The organism is Haloferula sp. (genome assembly GCF_049672945.1).
Classification (GTDB): domain Bacteria; phylum Verrucomicrobiota; class Verrucomicrobiia; order Verrucomicrobiales; family Akkermansiaceae; genus Haloferula.
The window spans coordinates 25,221-47,452 of record NZ_JBATWY010000121.1 but is presented as its reverse complement, the minus strand read 5'-3'; the positions used below and the strand labels follow the sequence as shown (position 1 = coordinate 47,452).

Annotated in this window: 20 protein-coding genes; 6 read left to right on the top strand and 14 right to left on the bottom strand. The window is 59.3% G+C overall.

Annotated elements, in window-relative coordinates; translation table 11 throughout:
* Window positions 1-584 (top strand): PQQ-binding-like beta-propeller repeat protein (locus WBG04_RS10750; protein ID WP_424314433.1); only part of this gene is annotated, 584 nt, incomplete at its 5' end.
* Window positions 585-600: 16 nt separating this feature from the next.
* Here the strand turns inward: WBG04_RS10750 and WBG04_RS10745 are convergent.
* Window positions 601-1,386 carry a PEP-CTERM sorting domain-containing protein gene (locus WBG04_RS10745; RefSeq protein ID WP_424314432.1) on the bottom strand — a complete coding sequence of 262 codons (786 nt, stop codon included), beginning with the start codon at window positions 1,384-1,386 and terminating at the stop codon, window positions 601-603.
* A gap of 136 nt (window positions 1,387-1,522) precedes the next feature.
* On the opposite strand from WBG04_RS10745, the gene WBG04_RS10740 reads away from it, so the two are divergent.
* The gene (locus tag WBG04_RS10740) at window positions 1,523-2,506 is read left to right on the top strand and encodes an oxygenase MpaB family protein (RefSeq protein ID WP_424314431.1); all 984 of its coding nucleotides are present in this window, start codon (window positions 1,523-1,525) and stop codon (window positions 2,504-2,506) included.
* 24 nt (window positions 2,507-2,530) lie between these two features.
* Here WBG04_RS10740 and WBG04_RS10735 read toward each other — a convergent pair whose 3' ends face one another.
* Complete coding sequence (locus WBG04_RS10735; protein WP_424314430.1) at window positions 2,531-3,808, bottom strand: hypothetical protein; 1,278 nt, start codon at window positions 3,806-3,808, stop codon at window positions 2,531-2,533.
* A 177-nt stretch (window positions 3,809-3,985) separates the two neighbouring features.
* On the opposite strand from WBG04_RS10735, the gene WBG04_RS10730 reads away from it, so the two are divergent.
* Both WBG04_RS10730 and WBG04_RS10725 read left to right on the top strand, forming a co-directional pair.
* Window positions 3,986-4,804, top strand: coding sequence for a glycoside hydrolase family 16 protein (locus WBG04_RS10730; RefSeq protein WP_424314429.1), 819 nt, complete (start codon window positions 3,986-3,988; stop codon window positions 4,802-4,804).
* A 311-nt stretch (window positions 4,805-5,115) separates the two neighbouring features.
* Window positions 5,116-5,673, top strand: a complete 558-nt coding sequence (locus WBG04_RS10725; protein ID WP_424314428.1) for a hypothetical protein — start codon at window positions 5,116-5,118, stop codon at window positions 5,671-5,673.
* A gap of 69 nt (window positions 5,674-5,742) precedes the next feature.
* On the opposite strand, the gene WBG04_RS10720 is transcribed toward WBG04_RS10725, so the two are convergent.
* From WBG04_RS10720 to WBG04_RS10690, 7 genes are all read right to left on the bottom strand, one after another.
* Entirely contained in the window at window positions 5,743-6,168 is a 426-nt protein-coding gene (locus WBG04_RS10720; protein ID WP_424314427.1) for a helix-turn-helix domain-containing protein, read from the bottom strand.
* Entirely contained in the window at window positions 6,165-6,473 is a 309-nt protein-coding gene (locus WBG04_RS10715; RefSeq protein ID WP_424314426.1) for a type II toxin-antitoxin system HigB family toxin, read from the bottom strand. The genes WBG04_RS10720 and WBG04_RS10715 overlap by 4 nt, the downstream gene beginning before the upstream one ends.
* A 211-nt stretch (window positions 6,474-6,684) precedes the next feature.
* Window positions 6,685-6,873 carry a DUF4250 domain-containing protein gene (locus WBG04_RS10710; protein WP_424314425.1) on the bottom strand — a complete coding sequence of 63 codons (189 nt, stop codon included), beginning with the start codon at window positions 6,871-6,873 and terminating at the stop codon, window positions 6,685-6,687.
* A 16-nt stretch (window positions 6,874-6,889) separates the two neighbouring features.
* Window positions 6,890-7,342 carry a glycine zipper 2TM domain-containing protein gene (locus WBG04_RS10705; RefSeq protein ID WP_424314424.1) on the bottom strand — a complete coding sequence of 151 codons (453 nt, stop codon included), beginning with the start codon at window positions 7,340-7,342 and terminating at the stop codon, window positions 6,890-6,892.
* Window positions 7,343-7,398: 56 nt separating this feature from the next.
* Window positions 7,399-8,214: a DUF1980 domain-containing protein gene (locus tag WBG04_RS10700; protein WP_424314423.1), complete on the bottom strand. Its 816-nt coding sequence runs from the start codon at window positions 8,212-8,214 to the stop codon at window positions 7,399-7,401.
* Window positions 8,211-9,233: a permease gene (locus WBG04_RS10695; protein ID WP_424314422.1), complete on the bottom strand. Its 1,023-nt coding sequence runs from the start codon at window positions 9,231-9,233 to the stop codon at window positions 8,211-8,213. Before WBG04_RS10695 ends, WBG04_RS10700 begins: the two co-directional genes overlap by 4 nt.
* A gap of 76 nt (window positions 9,234-9,309) precedes the next feature.
* Complete coding sequence (locus WBG04_RS10690) at window positions 9,310-10,896, bottom strand: glycosyl hydrolase (RefSeq protein WP_424314421.1); 1,587 nt, start codon at window positions 10,894-10,896, stop codon at window positions 9,310-9,312.
* Between the two features lie 151 nt (window positions 10,897-11,047).
* On the opposite strand from WBG04_RS10690, the gene WBG04_RS10685 reads away from it, so the two are divergent.
* Together WBG04_RS10685 and WBG04_RS10680 are read left to right on the top strand one after the other, a co-directional pair.
* Window positions 11,048-11,647: an alpha-ketoglutarate-dependent dioxygenase AlkB family protein gene (locus tag WBG04_RS10685; RefSeq protein WP_424314420.1), complete on the top strand. Its 600-nt coding sequence runs from the start codon at window positions 11,048-11,050 to the stop codon at window positions 11,645-11,647.
* 150 nt (window positions 11,648-11,797) lie between these two features.
* The gene (locus WBG04_RS10680; protein ID WP_424314419.1) at window positions 11,798-13,666 is read left to right on the top strand and encodes a hypothetical protein; all 1,869 of its coding nucleotides are present in this window, start codon (window positions 11,798-11,800) and stop codon (window positions 13,664-13,666) included.
* Window positions 13,667-13,909: 243 nt separating this feature from the next.
* On the opposite strand, the gene WBG04_RS10675 is transcribed toward WBG04_RS10680, so the two are convergent.
* The 5 genes from WBG04_RS10675 to WBG04_RS10655 form a co-directional block, all read right to left on the bottom strand.
* Window positions 13,910-14,863: an alpha/beta hydrolase family protein gene (locus WBG04_RS10675; protein WP_424314418.1), complete on the bottom strand. Its 954-nt coding sequence runs from the start codon at window positions 14,861-14,863 to the stop codon at window positions 13,910-13,912.
* 53 nt (window positions 14,864-14,916) lie between these two features.
* Window positions 14,917-16,386 carry a DUF1501 domain-containing protein gene (locus tag WBG04_RS10670; protein WP_424314417.1) on the bottom strand — a complete coding sequence of 490 codons (1,470 nt, stop codon included), beginning with the start codon at window positions 16,384-16,386 and terminating at the stop codon, window positions 14,917-14,919.
* The gene (locus WBG04_RS10665; RefSeq protein WP_424314416.1) at window positions 16,386-19,244 is read right to left on the bottom strand and encodes a PSD1 and planctomycete cytochrome C domain-containing protein; all 2,859 of its coding nucleotides are present in this window, start codon (window positions 19,242-19,244) and stop codon (window positions 16,386-16,388) included. The genes WBG04_RS10670 and WBG04_RS10665 overlap by 1 nt, the downstream gene beginning before the upstream one ends.
* Window positions 19,245-19,339: 95 nt before the next feature.
* Complete coding sequence (gene trmD, locus WBG04_RS10660; RefSeq protein WP_424314415.1) at window positions 19,340-20,035, bottom strand: tRNA (guanosine(37)-N1)-methyltransferase TrmD; 696 nt, start codon at window positions 20,033-20,035, stop codon at window positions 19,340-19,342.
* 112 nt (window positions 20,036-20,147) lie between these two features.
* The gene (locus tag WBG04_RS10655) at window positions 20,148-22,079 is read right to left on the bottom strand and encodes a hypothetical protein (RefSeq protein ID WP_424314414.1); all 1,932 of its coding nucleotides are present in this window, start codon (window positions 22,077-22,079) and stop codon (window positions 20,148-20,150) included.
* Window positions 22,080-22,232 lie beyond the last annotated feature (153 nt).

Genomic DNA, 22,232 nt, shown 5'->3' with positions numbered 1-22,232 from the left:
ACCGCTTCCCATGGCGATCGAGGAAGTATGAGTCGGTGCTGGCCTCTTCACCATTGGCTATCGACGAGTCGCGCGTCTTCATTTCCGAATGCTATGAACGCGGTGGTGTATTGCTGGAGTACGATGAGTCCCGTAAATCGAGGCCGCTATGGAAGCAGCCTGAGTTCGGGATGCATTTCATGATGCCGATCGCGAAGGATGGCTATCTCTACGGATTTGCCGGGCGCAATCCACCCGACACCGAGTTCAAGTGTGTTGATCTCGAAACCGGCGAAGTGAGGTGGACGAAAGACTACCGCTGGAAGAAGGAAGATGGTCAGATCGAGGGGCTTTTCCGGGCGAGCTTGCTGCAGGCTGGCAATCGATACCTCGCTCTCGGAGAGGATGGGATCCTGGCTGAATTGGAACTCGACCCCGAGGGTTCGAAGGAAGTCCAGAGGACCCGGCTTTTCACTGCGCGTGAGGCCTGGACGCTACCGAGCCTTCACGATGGGCGGCTCTACGTGGTTCAGAACTCCTCCGATTCGGTGAGTGGGAAGAAGCCGAGGCTGATCTGCTACGACCTGCGTGCGGAAAGCCGATGAGGGAGAGGGTGGTGATTTACCAGCGTTGCCGCCTGAGGAATGCGAGGCATCCGAGTCCGATCAAGGCCAGAGGAGTTGGCTCGGGAACGGGTGCGAAGGCGGTGGTGACGACGTAGCCGGTCCGGTCTTCCATGGTCGATGAGCTGTTGTTCACGGTGAATTCCAACTCGGTGAAGTTTCCCGTGAATTGCAGGGAGCCTGCCGCCTCGTCATTGAAGGGTGGAGTGGCACCAAAGCCGTTGTTTCCTATGACAAGTCCCGTAGCCGAAAGATTCGGTGTGCTTGAGACAATACTGAATGCGTTGCTGAAGGTGAGGGTGGAGTTCACCTCAATGTCGGTGAAACTCAGCATTGGGTCCTTGATGGTGGCTCCGAAAGTGAAGGTGATCACCGTCGCCCCTCCGGCTTCAGTTTGAATGTTGATGAAGTCTCCGTTGACTCCTGCTTCGAAAGGAAGGGGAACGGCAAAAGGCAGCGGCCCGATCGAAGACCCTTCGTAATCAAGAATTTCGCCCGCATTGAGGTCGCGCCAGGGGAAGGATTCGTCGATCCGGGAGGTCAGGCTACTACCGTCGACGGCCTTCACCTCTCCATTGGTGGTTAGATTGACCGCGAAAGCGGTATCGGAACCCGCTCCGGTCAGGGGGTTGGTGACCTCCCTCCAGACACCCGCGGCCGAGCCGCCCACTCCGGGTGTGACGGACTCAAAATTGGTGGTCCAGGCCGCGTTGGCGATGCCGCAAAGGGGAAGGGAAAAAATCAAAGGCAGGGCGCGAGTCGATGAAAGAAATGAGGTGTTCATGGCGCGAAATAGATTCGGAGGCAGTATCAGTGCTTTTACGTAAGAGCCTCAAGGCTTTTCGAGATCGTGTTTATAATAGCTCGCTGTTGCAGGCCCCCCCCGGGAGAAGTCTTCTCGGCCCGCCGACATCTTCCTGATGAAAGTCCATGAAGCCCTGCTAGTCTCAGGTGATTTGAAGAACAACGCGCTCCAGGAAGTCTTTTCCAAACGCTTTCGGACCCTTCTCACGGGGGATCCCGATGGCGTGCCGCCGTGGCTGGGTGCGGTGGCCGCGAGTGACGAACCGGGGCTTTACTTGCCGGATCAGGCGCCGTGGGTGGTGCATGCGGATTTGGCGACGCTGGTCGGGGGGATCCGTGCGTTGCTGATGCAGGCACTTCATCCGGGGAGTCTCACGGGTGTTCGCGAGCATTCGCGCTACAAGAACGATCCGCTCGGGCGTCTCTCGGGGACGATTCGTTGGCTGACAGTGACGACCTTTGCTTCCACGGCTTCGGTTGGGAAAGAGGCGGATCGGGTGAACCACATGCATGCCCATGTGAAGGGGAAGTACACGACCTCGTCTGGCAGTAAGGTCGACTACACGGCTGCCGATCCGCATCTTCTCCGCTGGGTTCACATTGCCTTCATGGAGTCCTTCCTTCGTTGCCATCAGCAGTATTCGCCGCGACCGATTCCCGGCGGGGCGGACGCCTACATCCGTCTCTGGTCGAAGTCGGTGATCCCTCTTGGGCTCGACGAGGTGCCGATGTCGGAGTCCGAGATGCGCGCTGATTTGGAACGCTATCGGCCTGAGCTTTGTGTCACGGATGAGACGCGGGATGTCATCCGCTGGATCAAGAATCCGCCCCTGCCGGCGACTTCGCTTCCGGCTTATACGTTTCTTTTCAAGGCAGCGTTGGCTTCGATGCCGCGGGATTATCAGCAGATGATTGGTCTCGGCGAGCCTTCGTTGCGGCTAATCCGGCCGGTGACGGTGAATCTTCTCAAGTTCATCCGGCTGGCGATCGGTCCGGAAAGTCCGATTGAGGAGGCTGCGATTGAACGTCTTCACCGGGCGGGTCTGATGAAGGATGGCAAGCTGCTTGCCCGCAGTGAAGATGCAGAGTCTGGAAGCTGAAGCTCCGGCGGAGGTGCTCCGCGATCAACGCCGCCGCCGCTCCAGCACCTGTTGCTGTGCTTCTGGCGGGAGGCCACTGTTTTCGAGCCACGCGCGGGCGGATTCAGGATCGCGACGGTAGTAGGCTTGGCCCGCTTCGGTGAGTGAACGTTGCCTCAAGGCGGGATCGGAGATGTCCTGAGCCCACGCGATCGCTGCTTGTGGGTCCTGCCAGGCGTAGCCGCGGGCGAATCCACTGACCGCCGCGTCGCGCTGGGGTGAAGGAGGCATGTTTGAAAGATACTGGCTGGCGGCGACCGGGTCCGTGTCTTCCCAATCTCCGAGCACTTCGCGGAAGGCGGAGGATTGGCCCTGGCCTGCGGGCAGGGTTTCGAGCCAGCTGACCGCCGAGGTGGGATCCCGTTCACCCCACTCTTCGCCGACTTCAGCCACCGCCCGGGCAGCGTAGTCTTCTGCGGCGAAATTTTCGATCCAAGCAGCCGCCGCTTGAGGGTCCTCGCGGACATAGGCACCCGCGATGCGATTCATGGCGGCTCCTTTGACCGAGCCGTCGGCAAGCGTCGTGGCCCATGCCGCGGCCTCGCTCGGTCCCCCACTGCGAAGGGCTTCGAATGCGACCACCTCAATCATGCGATCGGCTCCTTCGACGCCATCGGCAGCGAGTTTCATCACGAGGTCGGTGGCGGATCCGAGATCTCGATCGGCAAGCCCGGCGACGATGCTCTGGGCGATCTCCGTCCGGCTACCGGCAAGATCTTCAGGCAGATTGTCGAGGAAACTGAGGGCTTCGGCAGGGTTTGCGGAGGCCCAGCCCGACATGGTGGCTTCCATGTCCTGCTCGCCTGACTTGGCGGCGAAATCGACAGCCTCCCGTCCTGAGATGGCTCCCCAGCTGTAGTGGAAGTCCCGCCATTCGTCACCACCAGCACGGTTTGCGACGAGCAGGTCTCGAATCTCTCCGGCATTCTCTGGTGTCAGGGAGGCGAGGAGTTGGCCGAATGCGAGTCGCCGTGTGATCGGATTCGGGTCGCGAAAAGCTTGCTCTGCCAAGGCATTCAAGCCGGCACCATTTGCGGAGAGGCTGCCGAAGAGATCAATCACCGGGCTGCGTTCGGAAGCGGATCCCGAGTTCCGGGTGAGCTTGGTGCCATCCGCATCAATGCCGTTGGCGCGCGAAGCATTGGCGCGGAGGGTGTCGACTTTGGACTCCGCGGAGCGGTCTGGTTCTGAGTCGGATGTCGTGGCCTTACCCACGACGAATGCGACTACAGCCATGGCCGCCCAGGCCAAATGCCACTTCATGAATTTTCCCGACATGGGTGGCATCCTAGACAAGGATTGAAATTGCGCAAGAAGCTAGCTTTGGAGGGATTTGGGAAATCTCGGCCCAATTGCGGGAGGAAATGCTCTCATTCACCTTATGTCTTGATCGGCGGCGTGGCATGAAAGAGTCGTCGGCTTTTCCCCGTTTCACCCAAAATGATACGAGTCATTGCGATACTGGGATTGATGATGAACGGCGTATCTGCAGCCCCGGAGGGTTGGCAGTTGGTGTGGTCGGACGAATTTGATGTCGATGGCCCGCCTGATTCATCGAAGTGGGGTTACGAAGTTGGCTACTTGCGCAACAATGAACTTCAATACTACACCGAGAATCGAACGGAGAATGCCCGGGTGGAAGGTGGGAATTTGATTATCGAGGCACGCAAAGATAACCTGCTACTAGGATCCGATGCCAAGCGGACCAAGGGAGTCAAGGTGGCTCCCATCACCTCGGCATCACTGACGACCGAGAAGACGAAGAGCTGGATATACGGGAGATTTGAAGTTCGGGCGAAGGTTCCGGCCGGTTCTGGGACCTGGCCGGCGATTTGGATGCTCGGGACGAATATCAGGGAGGTCGGCTGGCCGACTTGTGGTGAGCTCGACATCATGGAGTTCGTCGGCAATGAGCCTGCGATGATCCATGCAAACGTTCATACCCGTGACTTCAACCATACCAGGGGCACAGGGCGCGGAAGCAAGATCAAGGCCGACAAGGTGACCGAAGCCTTCCACGTCTATTCGATGGAGTGGACCGAGGACGAGATCCGCTTCTTCCTCGACGAGAAAGAATACTTCGCCATCAAGAATGATGGTAGCGGTGTCGGATCGTGGCCATTTGACGCACCGCAGTATCTACTCTTGAACCTGGCTTTTGGTGGTTCGTGGGGTGCCGCTGGAGGCGTTGACGAATCCATCCTGCCTGTCAGCTATCTGATCGACTACGTCCGGGTCTATCAGCGGGAAGAGAAGTAGGAGCCACGCCGCATTGATCGATTCGTGCAGGGTGATCAAGCGAAGGCATTGCTAGCCCTTAGAACTTCCATTTTCAACCGCAGATGAACGCGGATGGACGCAGATCTCGTGAAATACTGAATGTTAATCCGGAATCCGATGCCTCGTTACCGAAAAATGGCAAATCTCAAGAAAACATCCATTTTCAATCTGCGTTCATCGGCGTCCATCTGCGGTTTCATTTCGATCCCTCCCCTAACTTGATCGCCCTGTTGATTCCTGGGGGAAATGGAGATTGCGAGTTCGGGTGGGATCGACATGCTTGAGTCGCCATGGATTTGCCACCGCTTGGTCCCGTTCCCTTCGTCCCGATTCCGAAAGTGTTTTTCTCCGCCGAGACGGGCCGCCCCTTTGAAAAGTGCATTTCCTGCCGTTGCGAGTTGGGCGAAGATGGGACCGCTTATTTGATTGAGAAGGGATTCCATCGCGGCGAGACGGCGTTTGAGTATGCGATGTGTTTTGACTGCCACTCGCAGATCGCCACGGAGATTTCCCCTGCTTCGATGAAACGGATCGCGCACTACTTTGGTGAGCGGGTCGATCTGGTCGACCGGCAGAAAGCGATCGCCGCACGCGATCCCGCCGACTGGGAGGCATGGATTTCCCAATGCTTTCTCTCGGGAAAACCCCTCGGGGATGAGTATCAAATCTACGGTCAATGTGACGGGGGCGACCTGATGCTGGCTTACCTGCCATACGCCATCGGCGGCGAGGAACTGGAAAACCTTGCTCAAATCCTGTCGAAGGAAACGCGCGGCCGGATTGACGATTTTGTCGATGATTTTCTCGGAGTGCCGGGGAGTGGCTTGAGGATTCCGATGCCCTTGTAGGTGGCTTGGATCATCGTTTTTTCTTGGGGGGTGTAGCCATGTTTTTCAACCTGACGCACTTGAGGTAGTTCAGGAAATAAAGGCATCAGGTCGAAGCCCGAAACGTTTGCCCAGAAGGATGGCATGGGCGGCGGTAATCCTGCGCTCGCCGCGAAGAATCATCGGTCCGAGCGGCAGCGATTTTCCCAGGAGGCGCGAGAGATCGGCACCGGAAAGGCCGTGTTCGGCGACAAGATGCTTCAAGAGGGCCAAGGACTTGAGCTTGGGGGCAGACACCGTATAGCGCTCGTATTTTTCGATCAGATCGCAGAGCAGATCGAAGTAGTCGTTCTGGCCGTCGCTCATGCTGTCTTCGTGACCGGCGAATACGTCGGCGATCTCAACGGTGTTCTCGTAGCCGGTCTGATCATGGATTGGACGAGGCAGGAAAAGACGGCAAAGTTCCGCGTAATCGCGGGGCATCGCGTCGAAGCTGTGGGAGTGTTTCGTTTTCATAGATCCTTCTTCCACTTGTTTTTGTCGTATTCGGCGTGGGTGAGGAAGCGCAGGGTGTAAAGGCGTTGCTTGTCGTAATGGATCGCGGTGATCAGGCGGTAATCGTTACCGCAGACGTTGAAGATCGTGACGGTTCGGCCGCTCTCGACCTTCACTGGATCGGCGGAAGGGTAGGTTTTGCGGACATCCTCGATGTTCCCCCAGTCGGCGGACCTGACGACGGTCCGCCAGACTTCGAGCCATTTTGCGGCCTTCGATTTCGGCGATGCCGCCTCTCTGAGGAACTGTTCTTTGATGACGCGCAACCGATACAAAATGTATCGATTTGCTTCGGTTGTCAACTCGGAATGATTTGGCGCACCCCGATGGCAGTGGAAGAGAGATCGGCTGAATAGTCACCAATGCGAGTCGATCATCGACCTGCATGCTGCTACCGGCGGATTACTGATCTGTTGATTTGGCCGCCGGGAAGCCATGCGGGCTCCCAGCTCTATTTCGCTCCAAAGGGTGCTCCGATCAGCGGAACTGTTTTTGTTCCGACCGGTAGTCGTATCCTGCCTCGGAGAGTCGGGATACCAGAAGGTCCTGATCGAGATCGTGGGTTTTCACCAAGTCATCGAGGGATTCGCTGCGATTGCGTAGTTCGGTATTCACCAGACCGACCAGCAGATGGGGGTCCATGCTGGTGTAGCTGCGAAGGTCCATGGGTGGTCTCCTTTGATCAATGAGTGACGCGGTCGCGCCCGCCACCGGAGAGCACGCGGACACGCTCGCCTTCGGCGAAGGGTTCGCGTGGGTTCTCTTGTTGGACAATCGAGACGGTGCCTCCTTCATCAAGGTTCACCTGGATTTCGAGCCCCTGCCTGGAGGTGACGGCTTTCCCCGCATAGGAGCCACCGACGCCACCTGCAAGAGCACCACCGACGGTGGCGGCGGTGCGGCCGGAGCCGCTCCCGATCTGATTGCCGAGGAGACCACCAGCGGCGGCACCAATGAGGGTGCCAGCGGCGGCGTTTCCTTCGATCTTCACGTAGCGGATGGAAGTGATGGTCCCCATGCGGACGGTTTGCGCCTGACCGGCGCCACTGCGTGAGTAGCTGTCGCCCGTGAGGGAATCCTGAGCGCAGGATGCGAAAAAGAAGGGAATGGTCGCGATGATGAAGAGAGTTTTCATGATGCTCTGAGCTAAATTCGGAATCGCTGAAAGTAAAGGGAGAAGACGCCACGGCCTCAGTAGCCGCGCATGAAGGACTCCTCCATCGGGGCCTCGGTGACTTTGGCGAAGTCGACTTCAAGGACGGGAATGTGTCCTTCGCCTTCATCCGGGTAGGTGATGGTGCCGGACAGGCTGATCCATGAGTTCGGTTCGACGGCGGGTGCTTCTCCCTTGAAGCGGGCGATGATCGGAACGGGGCGTCCGTCGGCGGCACAGCAGGTGATGAAGAGGCGGTAGAGGCGGAACTGATCTTTTTCGGGGTCGGGGTCGGGAACCAGCCGCCCTTCGGTGACGATCTGCATGCCTCCGACCAGCTCGCGCATTTCCGGATCGGCGCTGCTGAAGAACAGCTCCATCAGCGGGAAAGTACGATAACCATCGGAGTTCATCGGGTGCTGGGCCTCGATGATTTCCCTGGTCAGGGGGGGAAGGACGGATGAGAGGAAAAGGGCTCCGGCTTCAGCGGGAGTGTCGTTGAGGCCCTTGCGTGTTAGAGCGCTGATGGAGAAGCCGTCCTTGGTCCAGCTGGTGCAGAGCCAGATGGGCAGGACCATGATCGAAAGGGCGGCGAGAGGATGAAGGTCGAGGCTTTCATGATCGTGCGTGTCTTCGGGACCATGGTCATGGCCGCAGGCGGCCACCATGCGGGAGGTCAGGAGGTTGAAGAGCCCGAGGACACAGAGGCCGAGACCACCGGCCAAGGCGATGAGCCGGAAGTCGGGGGCGAGGTATTTGACGATCCTTCCGCTGGAGTGGAAATAGACCAGAACCACGCCCCAGCTGATCAGGGCAATGGCCAGAAAACTGCGCTGGAGGGCGGGATGTTTCATGGCTGGAGCGACAGGATGGCCGCCTGCCAACCGATGCAGGCGAGGCCGATGACGAGGAAGAGGCCAAGTGCCAGAAGCAGGATGAAGCGGCGTTTCAGGACGGTCTGATAAAGAAAGATCAGTTTCACATCCATCATCGGGCCGAAGGTCAGGAAGGCGAGTTTGGCACCCCAGGTGAACTTATCGAGGGTGGCGGCGATGAAGGCATCCGAGGTGCTGCAGAGGCTCAGGATGAAGGCCAGAGTCATCAGGGCGGCGGGAGCGGCGGTGGGGCTCGAGGCGAGGGTATCGAGCCACTCGGCACCGGGGGCGATGCCGGTGTTGAAGAGGGCGGTAATGGTCACACCGATGACGAAGTAGACGCCGACATCGACAAAGTCGCGCATCGAGGAGCGCAGCGCGGCGACGAGCTTCTGGCCTGAGTTGGGCACATCGTGGTGATGGTGCTCGTGGCCGTGCTCGTGGCCGTGTTCATGACCGCAGCACGAGTGATCATGGTCGTGATGATGGTCGTCTTGATCGATGGATTCGAGGAGTTTGGGACGGAGGATTTTCCGCAAGGGAATGCGGGCGACGACCAATCCGACGAGGACGGCGACGAGAAAGCCGAGGCCGAGCCGCGAGGCGGTCATGACGGTGCTGGCAGTGAGCGTCATTTCGTCTCCGAAGGCGACGACGGGACCCTTGAACGCCTTCCAGGTGCTGAGGGCGGTGATCGGATTGACGATCGGCGCGGCGAGCATGTAGGTCAGGGCGCAGGAGACCGGCAGGCCCTTTTTTACCAGGCGGCGGATGACTGGAACGACGGCGCATTCGCAGACGGGAAGGATGAATCCCAGCAGGCCGGCGACGAGGATCGCGGGCAGGGTTTTTTTCGGCAGCAGCCGATCCATCGTGCCGGGTGGCAGGTAGATATCGATGATCCCGCTGATCAGGGTGCCGAGCAGGATGAAGGGTGCGCCCTCGAAGAGGATGCTCAGGAAGGCGAAGGCGAAGTCCTGTTGGGCGTCGGCGGACACGGGCAAACGATGGCTTCCTCATGCAGGCTGGCAAGGATTTCCTAGATCCAGGTGCCTGGACGGACTTCGCCATCCTTCAGCCGCCGACCAACTGGTCGTCTTGCTGGCTCGGGTTCTTGAGGTGCCAAACTTTGAGGTCCATGATCTCAAGTTCGGCGGTCTCCAGATAGGGCCCGACGTAGCCGCGGGCGAAGTGCTGATCGGCCATGGAGAGGACGATGTAGCCATTGATCGAGACTTCGAGATAGCTGCCGAAGGCGAGCACCGAGATTTCGGCTTCGCCCGGCTTGTCGGTGAACCAAAACGCGCTTTGTACCGTCTCGAAGCTCATCATGTGCTCGCCGGACTTCTCGCGATTGGTGCCCCAAGCTCGCATCTGCGCCACGCCCTTGAGGAGATCGAGCGACAGGTAGTAACCGTCGTGCGATTCCGGATCGACGCGGAGCACCAGGCCGCATTTTCCTTTTCCGATCAGTTTCATCCGGCAGTCCAAACGGAAGCTTTCGAGTTCCTCTTCGAAGACGAATGCCTGGAATCCGAATTCGCTCTGAATCGCCCATCGTTCTTCTTCGGTGCGGCAGTGATCGCCTCTTCCGCCGGGCTTCAGACTGCGCACACAGCAGGTGTCCACCTGCTTGCCGAGCCACTCTTCGAAAATCTCGAAGCTTTTCACGCGGAGAAGTCCGTTCCTGTCCTGGACGAGGCGTTTCGGTGGCGGCATCAGGTTGTTGACCGTGCGGTCGTCACGGTTCATCGCGAAGAAGCACCACAGCAGCAGCCCCTTGTCATCCCGACAAACCCGTCCGGCATAATTTCCCTGCGCCATCAGGACATTGTCGTGAAAGCTCCGCCATGGCTTGTCGATCGCGTCGGCATGCCAGTAGCGAATCTTTGCGTCCTCGCGGATACTGCCGATGAGGTAGGTTTGGCCGTCGAGTTCGAAGACGTTTGGCACCTCGACGTCGTCGTAGAGCAGCGGGTGGTGTAGTGGTGGCTGGCTTTGGAAATGCCCTGCCTCATCTTCCTTCATGGCGGCCACGCAGCCCCGCCGGACCAGCGGTCCCGATTTGACACGGGCGGCTGCGAGCAGCCAGTTGCCGCTTTCACAGGAGAAGAAATAGGGGTCGCGGAAGCTGATCACGCCGCGCCCCTCGGAGAGCTCTGACTCATAGTGCGCGGGGTCTGGCTCAAGCGGGAAGCAGCTTTCCGGATCGATTGCCGCCGCTTCGATGTCGCCGCTCGATCGTTGGCTCAGCTTCCGCGCTTCCCGTACTTTCGGAGGATCATTTTTACCGCGCTGGTCGACCCAATTGACCGGCTCCTTGACCCAGCGGTAAAGGTCGTGGCTGCTTGCGAGCCCGATCCTTTGAAGCCGTCCCCGCTCCCGCCGCGACAGCCCGGTGTAGAACATCCGCCAACGTCCCGGGTGGTGGGGATCGGGCGAGACATGCATCGTCCACAGCATCAGGTCATCCCAGCTTCCCGGGTCGCCGATGAAGAGGGCATTGCGAACCCGCCGCCAGTTCACCCCATCGGTCGAAACCGCATGCGCAATGAAATCGTGATTCGGCAGCACCAGATGGAAGAGGTGATAGAGCCCGTCGTGGTAAAGAACATCCACATCTCCTATCGCCTTTCTGCTCTCCTCGGTTTCTGAAAACATAATGAGTTCCAAGCCTGCGTGCCAGTACAGGCTTGGGGAAACGATGGCTTCCTCGTGCAAGCTGGCAAGAAATTCCGTGGCTGGTCACAAGACGCGAAGCTTTTCCGTCCGGAGCTCGCGGCTTCGTGACATCGTGCTACCCTTTCGCCGCATGGACCTTTTCACCGATCCGACCGCCAACCTGCTGCCAAAGGACGGCGTGGTACATGACTACGGGCAGATTCTCGACGCGGCGAAAGAGGAGCAGCTTTTCCGGCAACTGATCGCAGAAGTGCCATGGGAGAGCGACGAAGTGGTGATGTTCGGAAAGCGGATTGTCACTTCCCGGAAGGTGGCGTGGTATGGCGACGCGGGATTCACCTACAAATACTCCGGAACAGAAAAGGTGGCGCTTCCGTGGATGCCGGTGCTTACCGGGTTGAAGAAGCTAGTGGAAGTCCGCTGCGGCGAGCGCTTCAATTCGTGTCTGCTCAATCTCTACCACGACGGCAGTGAAGGCATGGGCTGGCATAGCGATGACGAAGCGACCATTGTTAGAGACTCGGCGATCGCTTCGGTCAGTCTCGGCGTCGAGCGGAAGTTCTCCTTCAAGCATCGCGAGACGAAGGAGACGGTGTCGCTGATGTTAGAGCGGGGTAGTCTGCTGGTGATGAAGGGCGAAACGCAGCGGTTTTGGCGGCACTCGCTACCGAAGACAAAGAAGGTCGACCAGCCGCGGATCAATCTGACTTTTCGCTCGTTTGTGACGTGACCGTTCCGCTCGTGTGACTTCTGAAATAAAGAGAAACCGCGAAAAGGGGTTCCCGCGCGTCTTGCTTGTCATTGACGAATGCCAAGAACTCTACGTTGTTTCTAATGATAAAATCTTTCCTCGATCTTTTTTTCTATCTATCATTTTTTCATGATATTGACGCTAATGAGGATAAACGCGAAGCGGTGTTTCCTGATGTTCGCCATGGTGACCCTGATGGATCCGCTTTTTGGCAAAGTTCCCGAGCACCTGAAAGCCACCAAAGTCATTGATTTCTCAGAAGTCTCAGGAATGGGTTACACACAGTTTGGCTACCGCTTGTTTGCCCCGGAAGAACGGTGGTTAAGCGTAGTTCAACCCGGAGGGATATCGGCGAATAACGGTACGCCCTATCTTCGGGTTTCATCCGGGGCAACCCCGGTGACCCTGGTCCACTGCGATGGTCTTGGATTCGATCTGATTGCCCTCGACCTTGCTGAATACAGCACGGTTGCAGTGCCGTACTACGTTCGGTTCCGGGGGACCAAGACTGATGGAAGCGCTGTCGAGCACACGGTCTATCCGGACAGGATCATCGACGGCGACGGTCCCTTGGAGGATTTTGAGAGGATTGAGTTTCCTCCTGAATGGACGAGCCTTGCAAATGTGGAGGTCCTCGATGGTTCCGTCGCCCTTGACAATATCGAAGTTAGAGGTCTTTTGCTGGATGACTTTGATGAAGAGGACGACGACCCTTCGACTCTGGAGCTGCTTTCCATCGTCGAAGAAGGCGAGGAATCCAACACTTGGGGAGTGGAAAAACGAATTGGGAACGAACTCCTCCTTAGACGCAGTGCCTCCTCCGGAAATATAAGCTATCGCATGAACTATGACATCGACGGCCAACAACTCTCGGAACCAACTGAGTTTTCAAGTTCGGAAGGAGGAAATTCCTCCACGGGAGAAAGAGCCTGGGTGAGTGAAGGAACTCTCTTTTGGCAGCTTGGCGAAACCGTAAGGGAACTCGCATCCGTAGGTGATGATGGAGTCACTGGGATTCACTATCCGAATCCGGGAAACGGATCGGTGCTCTTTGTCAACCATTGGTATCAGGGCGAGACCTATGCTGCTTTCATGGCGGATGCTGAAGGGGTAACCTTGCTGTTTTCATCGGACACCCAGCTTCCTGACGGTGGCTTTCCTTACTCTTTTCCGAGGGAGCTTCAGTTCGACGGGCGTAATTTTGCGATTACCCGATCAGACAACAGCGTCGGGAAAACATACATTCTTTCATTTGATGGAGGACCGCTGGTTCTGAGTCCGATCGGCGACATACCTGACTCAGACGGGAGGCTCGCCGGCGGGTTGGAGCTACAGTCGCTAAATGCTCAAGGTGCTGTCTATACCGGGAAATCCGATTCAGGTGAGACACTCCGTATTGTCCAGATGCCTGATGGCAGCTGGACCGCCTCGGGGCTTCCAACCCCAGGCAACTTTGAACGCGTTACCCTTCCTGGAGCGGGCTACTTGCTGCGACACTATGGATCCACTTCGAGAATCGATCAAGGAGGCCTCCTTAGTTACGGGCCCATAGAGTGCCACGACTTGGGCCCAAACAATCGAATTGGAATTGTGGCAACAACACTCAACGGTGACCGCCATCTCATGATTCGGGAAGGAAGGGTCATCTCCGGTTTCGGGAAGATCGTGAGAGTTGATCGTACGGCTCTTGTTTCCGAAGGCTGGTTCTATGGAACCGCTAGAAGTTCAGAAGGAAGAGTCGGCCTCTTCCGTTCAAAATTGCCTGATGATGAACCGAAACCTCACACCGGAGAATTTCTTTTTGGTTCGGATGGCACGCTAAGGCTTGAAGTGGGCGGCCTGACACATGGACGCCGGTACCGGATGGAGTCATCAGTTGACCTTGATGGGGTTTGGATCACGTCGTCGTCGTTTAGAGCTGGCGGTCCGCGGCGATCAGTCTTTTGTGACTTCAGGCTTCAAGACTGCGGATTCTTCCGTCTTGTCGAGGAATTGTGATAGAAGGCAGTCCCGTGAAACCTGTCGTAATGCCTGGTGGGCTGGCGAATGAAGAGGTTTCCCGAACAGTCCCTGAGGATCTTCTGCCAATCCGCTGATTATGCTCAGGGTTCGAGACCCGCGTGGAGACCGGAATCCTGTCCAAGGTAGCTGAGAGGGATAGATGCGAGGGAGGCAACTGGGATTGGACCTCCGGTGCGATCAGTAGGCCTGTGATCAATCCACAAGAACGCTCATTCTGAACTATTTCTTCTGCCAGAGATCGCCGGGCTCAAGGAGCTTCTTCGGCGCGGTGGACTTGAGCCAGTGGAGTGCTTCGGACTTTCCACCAAGATAGGCGTCCCAGAACGCGCTGCTCAGGGCGATGATCGCCTTGTGGTGGTTCGGGTTGCGATTCCGAGTCCGCTGGTGGGAGGCATCGGAGAATGCCATGTGCTCGGCATCCTTGAGGACGAGTTCGTATTTCGAGCCGGGCGGGAGGGCGGCATAGACGCCTCGACGTGACTCGGGAGTGCCGCCGCCGATGATGCTTTCATCCTTCGTGCCGGTCATCAGCATCATGGGGAGTGTCACCTTGCCGAACGCCCTCTTGGCATTGCCGATTCTTGGGACACTGGGGCTCAGGGCGAGGGCGGCGTCGATCCTCGGGTCGGTGTATTTGGGCCCGGCCAGCCCGAAGTGCTGGCCTGAGGCGGCTTGAGTCGTGACCGCGCCGAAAGAGTGGCCGCCGATGCCGACCTTTTCGAGGTTCAGGCGCCCTTCGAGGAAGTGCTTCTTTTCCTCGTTCCAGAGAGCCAGCTGGTCGAGCGTCGCGGGCACGTCCCGAGTGCGATCAAGGAAGGCTTCCGCGCTGGCTGCCGCCTTGAGGGCCGCCATTCGTCTGGCGGGTGGCGCGTCTTTCCAGACCGAATGGTCGCTGCCGGGATGCTGCATGGCGACGACGACGTAACCGCGCGCCGCCCAGTGTTCCCCGAGGTAGGCCCCGACTTCGCGCGAGCCACCGAGCCCATGGCTCAGCAAGATGACTGGTGCGGTTTTGGCGGAGGGAAGGTAGACCTTCAGCGGGACTTCGCGGCCGTCGTAGGTGAACGAGCTGAGCCGGGTTTCGACCTTCTCCGACTTGCGGGATGGATCGTAGTGCTGATCCGCTGCGAATGCGGGAATCAGCAGAAGGAGAAAGAGGGCCAGGGATTTCATGACAGGAGCAACCCCTCGAAAGGGCGAAAGTCGCCCGGAATGAGCGCAGGAGTTCAGGCAATCACCTCATGCACGATGCGTGAGTGCTTGGTGACATTGCTGAGGCGCTGTTCCAGCCCTTGGAACGGGTAGGTGAGGCGCTTGTGGTCGTAGCCGAGCAGCGTCATCAGCGTGGCGTGGAAGTCGTGGGCGCTGACTTTGTCGGTGACGGCCTCGTAGCCGATGGGATCGGTCTCGCCGTAGCTGAAGCCGGGCTTCACGCCGCCGCCGGCCATCCACAGGGTGTAGGCGGACGGACTGTGGTCGCGGCCGACGGCCTTCATTTCGACACCCCCGCGGTTTTCGCGCATCGGCGTGCGGCCGAATTCGCCGGACCAGATGACGAGGGTTTCTTCCAACAAGCCGCGCTGCTTGAGGTCCTTGAGAAGGGCGGCGATGGGTTGGTCGACCTGGCGACATTTGTCGGCGAAGCCTTTGCGGAGGTCGGTCTGGTCGTTGGTGCCGTGGGAGTCCCAACCCCAGTCGAAGAGCTGGATGTAGCGCACGCCGCGCTCGGCGAGTCGGCGGGCGAGCAGGCAGTTGTTGGCGAAGGATTCCTTGCCGGGCTGGGTGGCGTAGGCTTGGTGGACGGCTGCGCTTTCCTCGGAAATGTCAAAGGCGTCCGAAGCGTGGATCTGCATTCGGAAGGCCATCTCATACTGGGCGATGCGGGTGGCGGTTTCCGGGTCGCCGAACTCGGTGGCGGCGCTTTGGTTGAGCTGGTTCAGGGCATCGAGGGTGCGGCGGCGGAGCTTCCGGGAAACGCCGTCGGGATTTCCCAGATAGAGCACGGGATCGCCTTGGGAACGGCACTGCACGCCCTGATACACACTGGGCAGAAAGCCGGAGCCCCACACGGATTTCCCGGCGTCCGGGTTCTTGCCACCGGAGGTGAGCACGATGAAACCCGGCAGGTTCTGGTTCTCGGAACCGAGCCCGTAAGTCGACCACGCACCCGCTGATGGACTACCCGGGATGGCGTTGCCGGTGTGAAGAAGCAACTGGGCGGGGCCGTGGTTGAACTGGTCGGACCACATCGACTTGATGAAGCAGACATCATCGATGACTTCCTCAAAATGGGGCAAGCGGTCCGAGATCCACTGGCCGCTTTTTCCTGCCTGATGGAAAGGGTACTGGGATCCCAACATCTTCGGCACGCCCTGGATGAAGGCGAACTGCTTGCCTTCCAGGAATTCCTGCGGGCAGTCCTTGCCATCGAATTTGGTGAGCTCCGGTTTGTGATCAAACAGCTCGAGCTGGCTCGGGGCTCCGGCCATGTGGAGGTAGATCACCCGCTTGGCCTTGGGGGCAAAATGGGGGATGTCCGGCGCGAGGGGTGCGGCGGGATCCTTCTTCAGCACGCTTCCGAAGCCCTGCTGCGTGCCCATCCACAGGCCACCCAGTGAAAGCGCCGACTGACCGAGAAAGTGGCGGCGGGTCAGACGCTGGACGCGGTCGTGTTGGAGTTGTTGGAAAAGATTCATCAGCGGTTGAGCGCGAAGTCCGAGTTGAGAAGGGTGTTGGCGACGAGGACCAGGGCGGCTTCATCCGGGGTGGAGGCCAGCTTGGCGGCTTCGTTCGGGTTTTGTTGGTAGTCAGCGGCGGCGTCGGCATGGAGCGAGGCGAGCACCTCGATGACTTCCGGCGTGGCATGTTCCAAAGTGATCAGGCGATAGCCGTGGGCGAGTTGAACCGGCAGCTTGGGGCCGGCTTCGGCCATTCGTTTGGCGAAGGCCTGGGCGAACTCGATGTGGGCCGGGTCGTTGAGGGTGACGAGGGCCTGAAGCGGCGTGTTGGTGGGGATGCGCTGCGGGAGGCAGACATCGCGAGCGGAGCCATCGAAGGTGAGGAAGGCGGGGTAGCCGGCGGTTCGCTTGTTGTAGGTGTACAAGGCGCGGCGGTAGCGGTCTTCGCCCATCGAGGTCTGCCACTTGGCACCGCTGTAAACCGAGTTCCAGACACCTTCGGGCTGGGGTGGGTAGACCGGTGGGCCCCCCATCTTGCGGGACAGCCGTCCGGAGAGGAGCAGCGCCTGGTCCCGAACCATTTCGGCCGTCAGTCGGTTGCGGGGACCACGCGCCAGAAGGCGGTTGCGCGGATCCTTCTCAAGCATCGATGCCGTTGCCCGGTTCGATTGGCGGTAGGTGGACGAGAGAACCAGCTCCCTGAGGAAGGGTTTGAGGTGCCATTGATGATCGTCCCGCAAGCGCAGGGCGAGAAAGTCGAGCAGCTCGGGGTGGGTGGGGAGTGCGCCGGAGCTGCCGAAATCGCCGAGGGTCTCGACGATGCCCATCCCAAAGATCTGTTCCCAGAGGCGGTTTGCCAGAGTCCGCGCCGCCAGTGGGTTGTCCTTTCCGACGAGCCATTCGGCCATGTCCAAACGGTCCTGGGATTCCTGTGGTCCTCCGAACACTTCCGGGATGCCGGGCTCGACGAGCTTGTCGAGGGTCATGCGATTGCCACGGATGAATACCCGGGTCTCGCGTCTGGCCGCTCCGGAGCGCTCGCGCATGACCGGGATGGTCATGCCTTGGATGGATTTGTACTGCGCTTCTAGTTTTTCAAGCCCATCCCATCCCTTTCGATGATCAGCACCTGTGACGTAGCGGGTGAGCAGCTCGTCATCGCTGAGTGAAATACGGAACTTCTGAAGCACCGTATTCTGGGTTTCGTTGCAAGTCGCGCCATGTCGGATCTGGAATTCGAGCTTCTCACCTTCATTGGGTGATACCGCTTTTTCGGCGATGAACCAGGCCGTCCGCGGGCCCTTGGTCATCGGGTAATCGCCGAAACCTGCATGGCCCTTCTTCAACGAATCATTCGGATCGAACGGACCGGCGAGGAAATCCGCCGCCACTTCGCGAAGCGCGATCGGCCGACGTTCGCCATTGGCTCCAACATAGCTTGCCTCGAATCCGGAAATCACCATGCCGCGTCCATGCCAGTCCTTCGGATCGTCCTGGGCCGGGAAAATCTCCACACGGATCAGGGCGAGGGGTTCGGCAGCGGTTTCGAGGATGAAGATGCTGCGGGTCGGCGTGGTTCCGGCGGTGATCACGATGCCGTCGTCCCGCTGGGAAAGGGTTCCGGTTGGAGGCTTGACCACGGCCTTGTCAAATAGCGCGGTCTGCCATTTATCGACGTTCGAGGCGAGCTCGCGCAGCGGTCTGTTGATCGCCCGCCTCTGCGTTTGAATCTCCTTTTCGAGACGCATTGCCTCGGCCTGCTGGTTCGGGTCCTTCGCTACTTTTGTCCGGGGGAAATCGTTGTTGATGTCCACGTCCTCCGAGTTGTTGAAGAAGGCCTGGAAGCGATAGTAGTCGTCGTGCGGGATCGGATCGTAGGGGTGGGCATGGCACTGGACACAGCCGAAGGTGGTGGCATTCCATGCCGTCCAGGTGGTGTTCACCCGGTCGATCACCGCGGCCATCCGGAACTCCTCATCATCGGTGCCGCCTTCGGTATTGTTTTGGGTGTTGCGATGGAAGGCGCTGGCAATGAGGTCGCCGGGCTCGGGTTTCTCAATCAGGTCTCCGGCGAGCTGCTTGATCGTGAATGCGTCGTAGGGCATGTCCGCGTTGAAGGCGTCGACCACCCAGTCGCGCCACGGCCAGATGTCGCGGTGCGGATCCTTTTCAAATCCGAAGGTGTCGGAGTAGCGGGCGAGATCGAGCCACATCGCGGCCCACTTTTCGCCGTAGGCCGGAGAGGCGAGCAGGCGGTCGACCTCGGCGGCCATCGCGGCCTCGAGGTCCGTGGCGGCGGCTGATTCCAGATGCTCGAGATCTGCCGGTGTCGGCGGCAAGCCGGTCAGATCGAAGGAAGTCCGGCGCAACCACTTGGCGAGATCGGTAGCGGGCGCTGGCTCGAGTCCCTCGGCCTCGAGACGGGCGAGGATGAAGGCATCGTGCGCTTGGCGCGGCCACGCTGCGTCGCTTACTTCGGGGATCTCCGGCTTGACGGGGGGCTTGAAGGCCCAGTGTTCGCCCCATGCGGCGCCCTGCTCGACCCAGCGGATGAGGAGATCGACCTCCTCGGCTTTGAGTGGCTTCGGGTGGTGGTCCGGCGGCGGCATGCGGTCGTCCGGATCATCGGACAGAATGCGGCGGATCATTTCGGAGGCGTCGGGATCGCCGGGCACGACGACGGGCTTGCCTGACTCGCCTTTCCCCAGGACGTCGTCGCGGTAAAGGAACGACACCTCGCCGGCCATCTTCACCCCGCCGTGACAAGTGGTGCAGTTCTTTGTCAGCACCGGACGGATGTCGCGGTTGAAGTCGACAGGCTCGGCCGCCAGCGGATAGCTGAGGAGGACGAGCGTGGGAAAGAATCGGGTCATCATGGATCGGACGATCAGGACGGTGGTTTGTCTTACGTTGGTTGCCATCGATCCCTGTCATTTCAAGGGTTTTGATAGGCTGCAGGAGCCTGTTTGGGTCAACTCGGCGTCGCGGAGGAATCTGAGCCGAGCAGGTCCGGGCGGTTGGCTTTCGTCCGTGCGAGCGCTTGCTCTTTTTTCCAGGCGGCGATGTTGGCGTGGTGGCCGGAGAGCAGGACTTCGGGGACCTTGAGACCACGGAAGTCGGCGGGCTTGGTGTAGGCCGGGGCCTCTAACAGACTGGGATCGGAGAAAGATTCGTCTTCGGGGGAGCGTTCGTCGCCGAGGGCCCCGGGGAGCAGTCGGACGATGGCATCGGTGACGACCGCGGCGGCGATCGCGCCGTTGGTGAGAATGTAGTCGCCGATGGAGAGCTCGAGGTCGACGAGTTCTTCGATGACGCGGTGGTCGACGCCTTCGTAGTGGCCGCAGAGGAGTATCAGGTGGGTTTGTTCTGAAAGCTCACGGGCAATGGCCTGTTTGAAGGCTTTGCCCTGCGGGGTCATCAGGATGACCTTGGTTTCGGGGCGTTTGAGTTCGGCGATGGCATCGAAGATCGGGCCGGGGACCATCAGCATGCCCTGGCCGCCACCGCAGAGGGTGTCGTCGGTGCGCTTGTGTTTGTCGGTTGCCCAGTCGCGGAGGTTGTGGGCGGCGATGCTGACGATGCCTGCCTCCTGCGCTCGTTTGATGATGCTTTCGCCCAGCGGCGAGAGCGCGATCTCGGGGAAGATGGTGAGGATGTCGATGTGCATCGTGGCTCGGGAACGAGGGAACCGCCAAGAGGCCGGGATCGCCAGTGTTTTCGGCGCATCGACATTGCGGGCGATGCTCCGGAAGGGACGTGGCTTGTGGCGTGGTGCTGGCCTAGCGCTTCCAGGGCCAGTGGGCGATTTCCCGGACCAATGCGGCAACTGCGAGAATGAATTCGAAGCTGTGCTCGTTCCGGAGTGGCTTCCCGGCCTTCTCTGAGACGATCGCCACAAAGCTGGTGACCTGCTTGACCAGCAGAGCCTGACCGGTCGCTTCCACCATGGCCTCCGCAACCTGATGGGGGTCGCCGGATGGGTTAGTGGCTTCCAAAATATCATCATACCACTCGGTCATGCGGTCGAAGTCGGGGCGGAAGTCCCGGGGGAGCGTGGGATGAAAGACGAGGATCGCGAGATTGGCGGCACTTCGCAGCAGCTCCAGCTCGAACTCACTGAATTCACCCGCTGGCAGAGCTATAACCGCATCAAGGAGCTCTTCGTGGCGGATCAATCCTCGGTCCAGCTTGTCCTTGTCTTCAAACAGTGGGGTGATGCGTTGGTCGATTTCCTCTGCATCGATGGGTCGGGATCCCGGCGGTGGGCCGGGAAGATTGGAGGCATCCGGCTCGGGTGGCTGTGGATCGCCGAGGGGTGGCGCGGGTTGAATGAGTTCGTCGAGGCCGAGTTCCTTGAGGATGGGGTTGTAGTCGATATCGAGACCCTTGCGGCGCATCTCGTCGCTGCGGGTGATATGACCTTTCATGAGGCGGATCAGGGCTTGTCGGAGCTCGGGCCGTGCGGCGGCTTCGCGCGGGCTGAGGCCGTCGAGTAGGGGTAAAGGGAGGTCCATCAAGCCGCTGGTCATTTCCGTGACAACGGGCATCCCGGTGGTGGGATCGAGTGGGACACGGTGCTGGGTGAGTTCGACTTGGCCGACTTCTTTCAAGAGGGCGGGAGGGGCAAGCTCGGGCTGTCGTTTCCGGAAACCAGCCTCCTCGCCATAGTCGATGACGGATTCGTCGGCCATCTTGAGGGCTGGGTCGGCAGCGACGAGGAAATCGCGCAAGGCATCGGCACGTTTCATCGACATCGCACGGGCTTCGATCTCGGTGCCGTTGAAGGTGAGTTGTCCAATGGCGGCTTGCATTCCTTTTTGTGACGCTTCGAGAACGGTGGCTTCGAAGTCGTGCTTTGATTTGGGCACGGCATCGACCAAGGGTTTCTTGGAAAGGGAGGTAATGAGCTGTTTTGCTCGGGCGGCGGTGGTGTGAAAAGTTCGCCGCACTTCGCGCAGGTCGCTAGCTCTGAATGAGAGTTCTTTTCTGGCCTGCATGACTTCGGTGATGGCCTCGCGGAGAAGGATCATGTTCTCGAGAAGCCATTTCTGGCGATCCTCGGCAGGTGCGCCCAGGTGCTCGACGAGGATGTTGAAAGACTCTACAGGATCCTGATATCCGACGCCCTCAAAGCTGATTGCCGAGCCGCTGGAGCGCCAACCAGCGGGGATCTGATAGATCCAGCCGAGGTGCGTGTCGTAGCGTTTGGCGTTGCGGACGAAAGAGGTATCGATCAGGCGTAGCTCGCCGAGTTCCGGCTGGAGGAGATCGCGCAAAACCACGGTGGTCTCATTTTCGATCCGCTGAATTTCGGTCAGGGCGACCCGGATGGTGGCGAAGCATTCGGCCATGAAACGTTCGTCGTTCTTCCAGCCGTCGAAGCGTCCTGCCTCACGCCATTGGTCGAAAAGGCCACGGCCATGGATGTGCCAGACATGGAGTGCGTGGGCATCATACTCATCTTCGCATTCCAACAATTCACGGACTTCGGTTCGGCTGAGTTCCTTGGAAAGCAGGGCGGTGAGCTTGTGGATGACCTTTTCCTCCAAGGGGCCGAACTGCTCGATGTAGTTGACGGCGGAGAAAGGGTTGTGCGGGCAATCGGCCGGGCAATCGATTTCCGAGTTCCTTCCGCTGCCGCATTCTGCTGCGCTGATGGTTTTCCCGAGGGCGGGACAGGCCCGCTGGTTTTTCCGTTTCGCTTCACCCATGCCGATTCGTCGCCAGTGAACGGCGATTTGGCCAGCCGCTAATCTTGCAATTTGTGTCCATCTGCGTTCATCCGCGGATCTTTTGCATTAAGGGTTCAGGCCGCAGTTTGGGTGAGGTCGCGCTTTTCCGTCTCGGAAAGCTCGTAGTGGTCG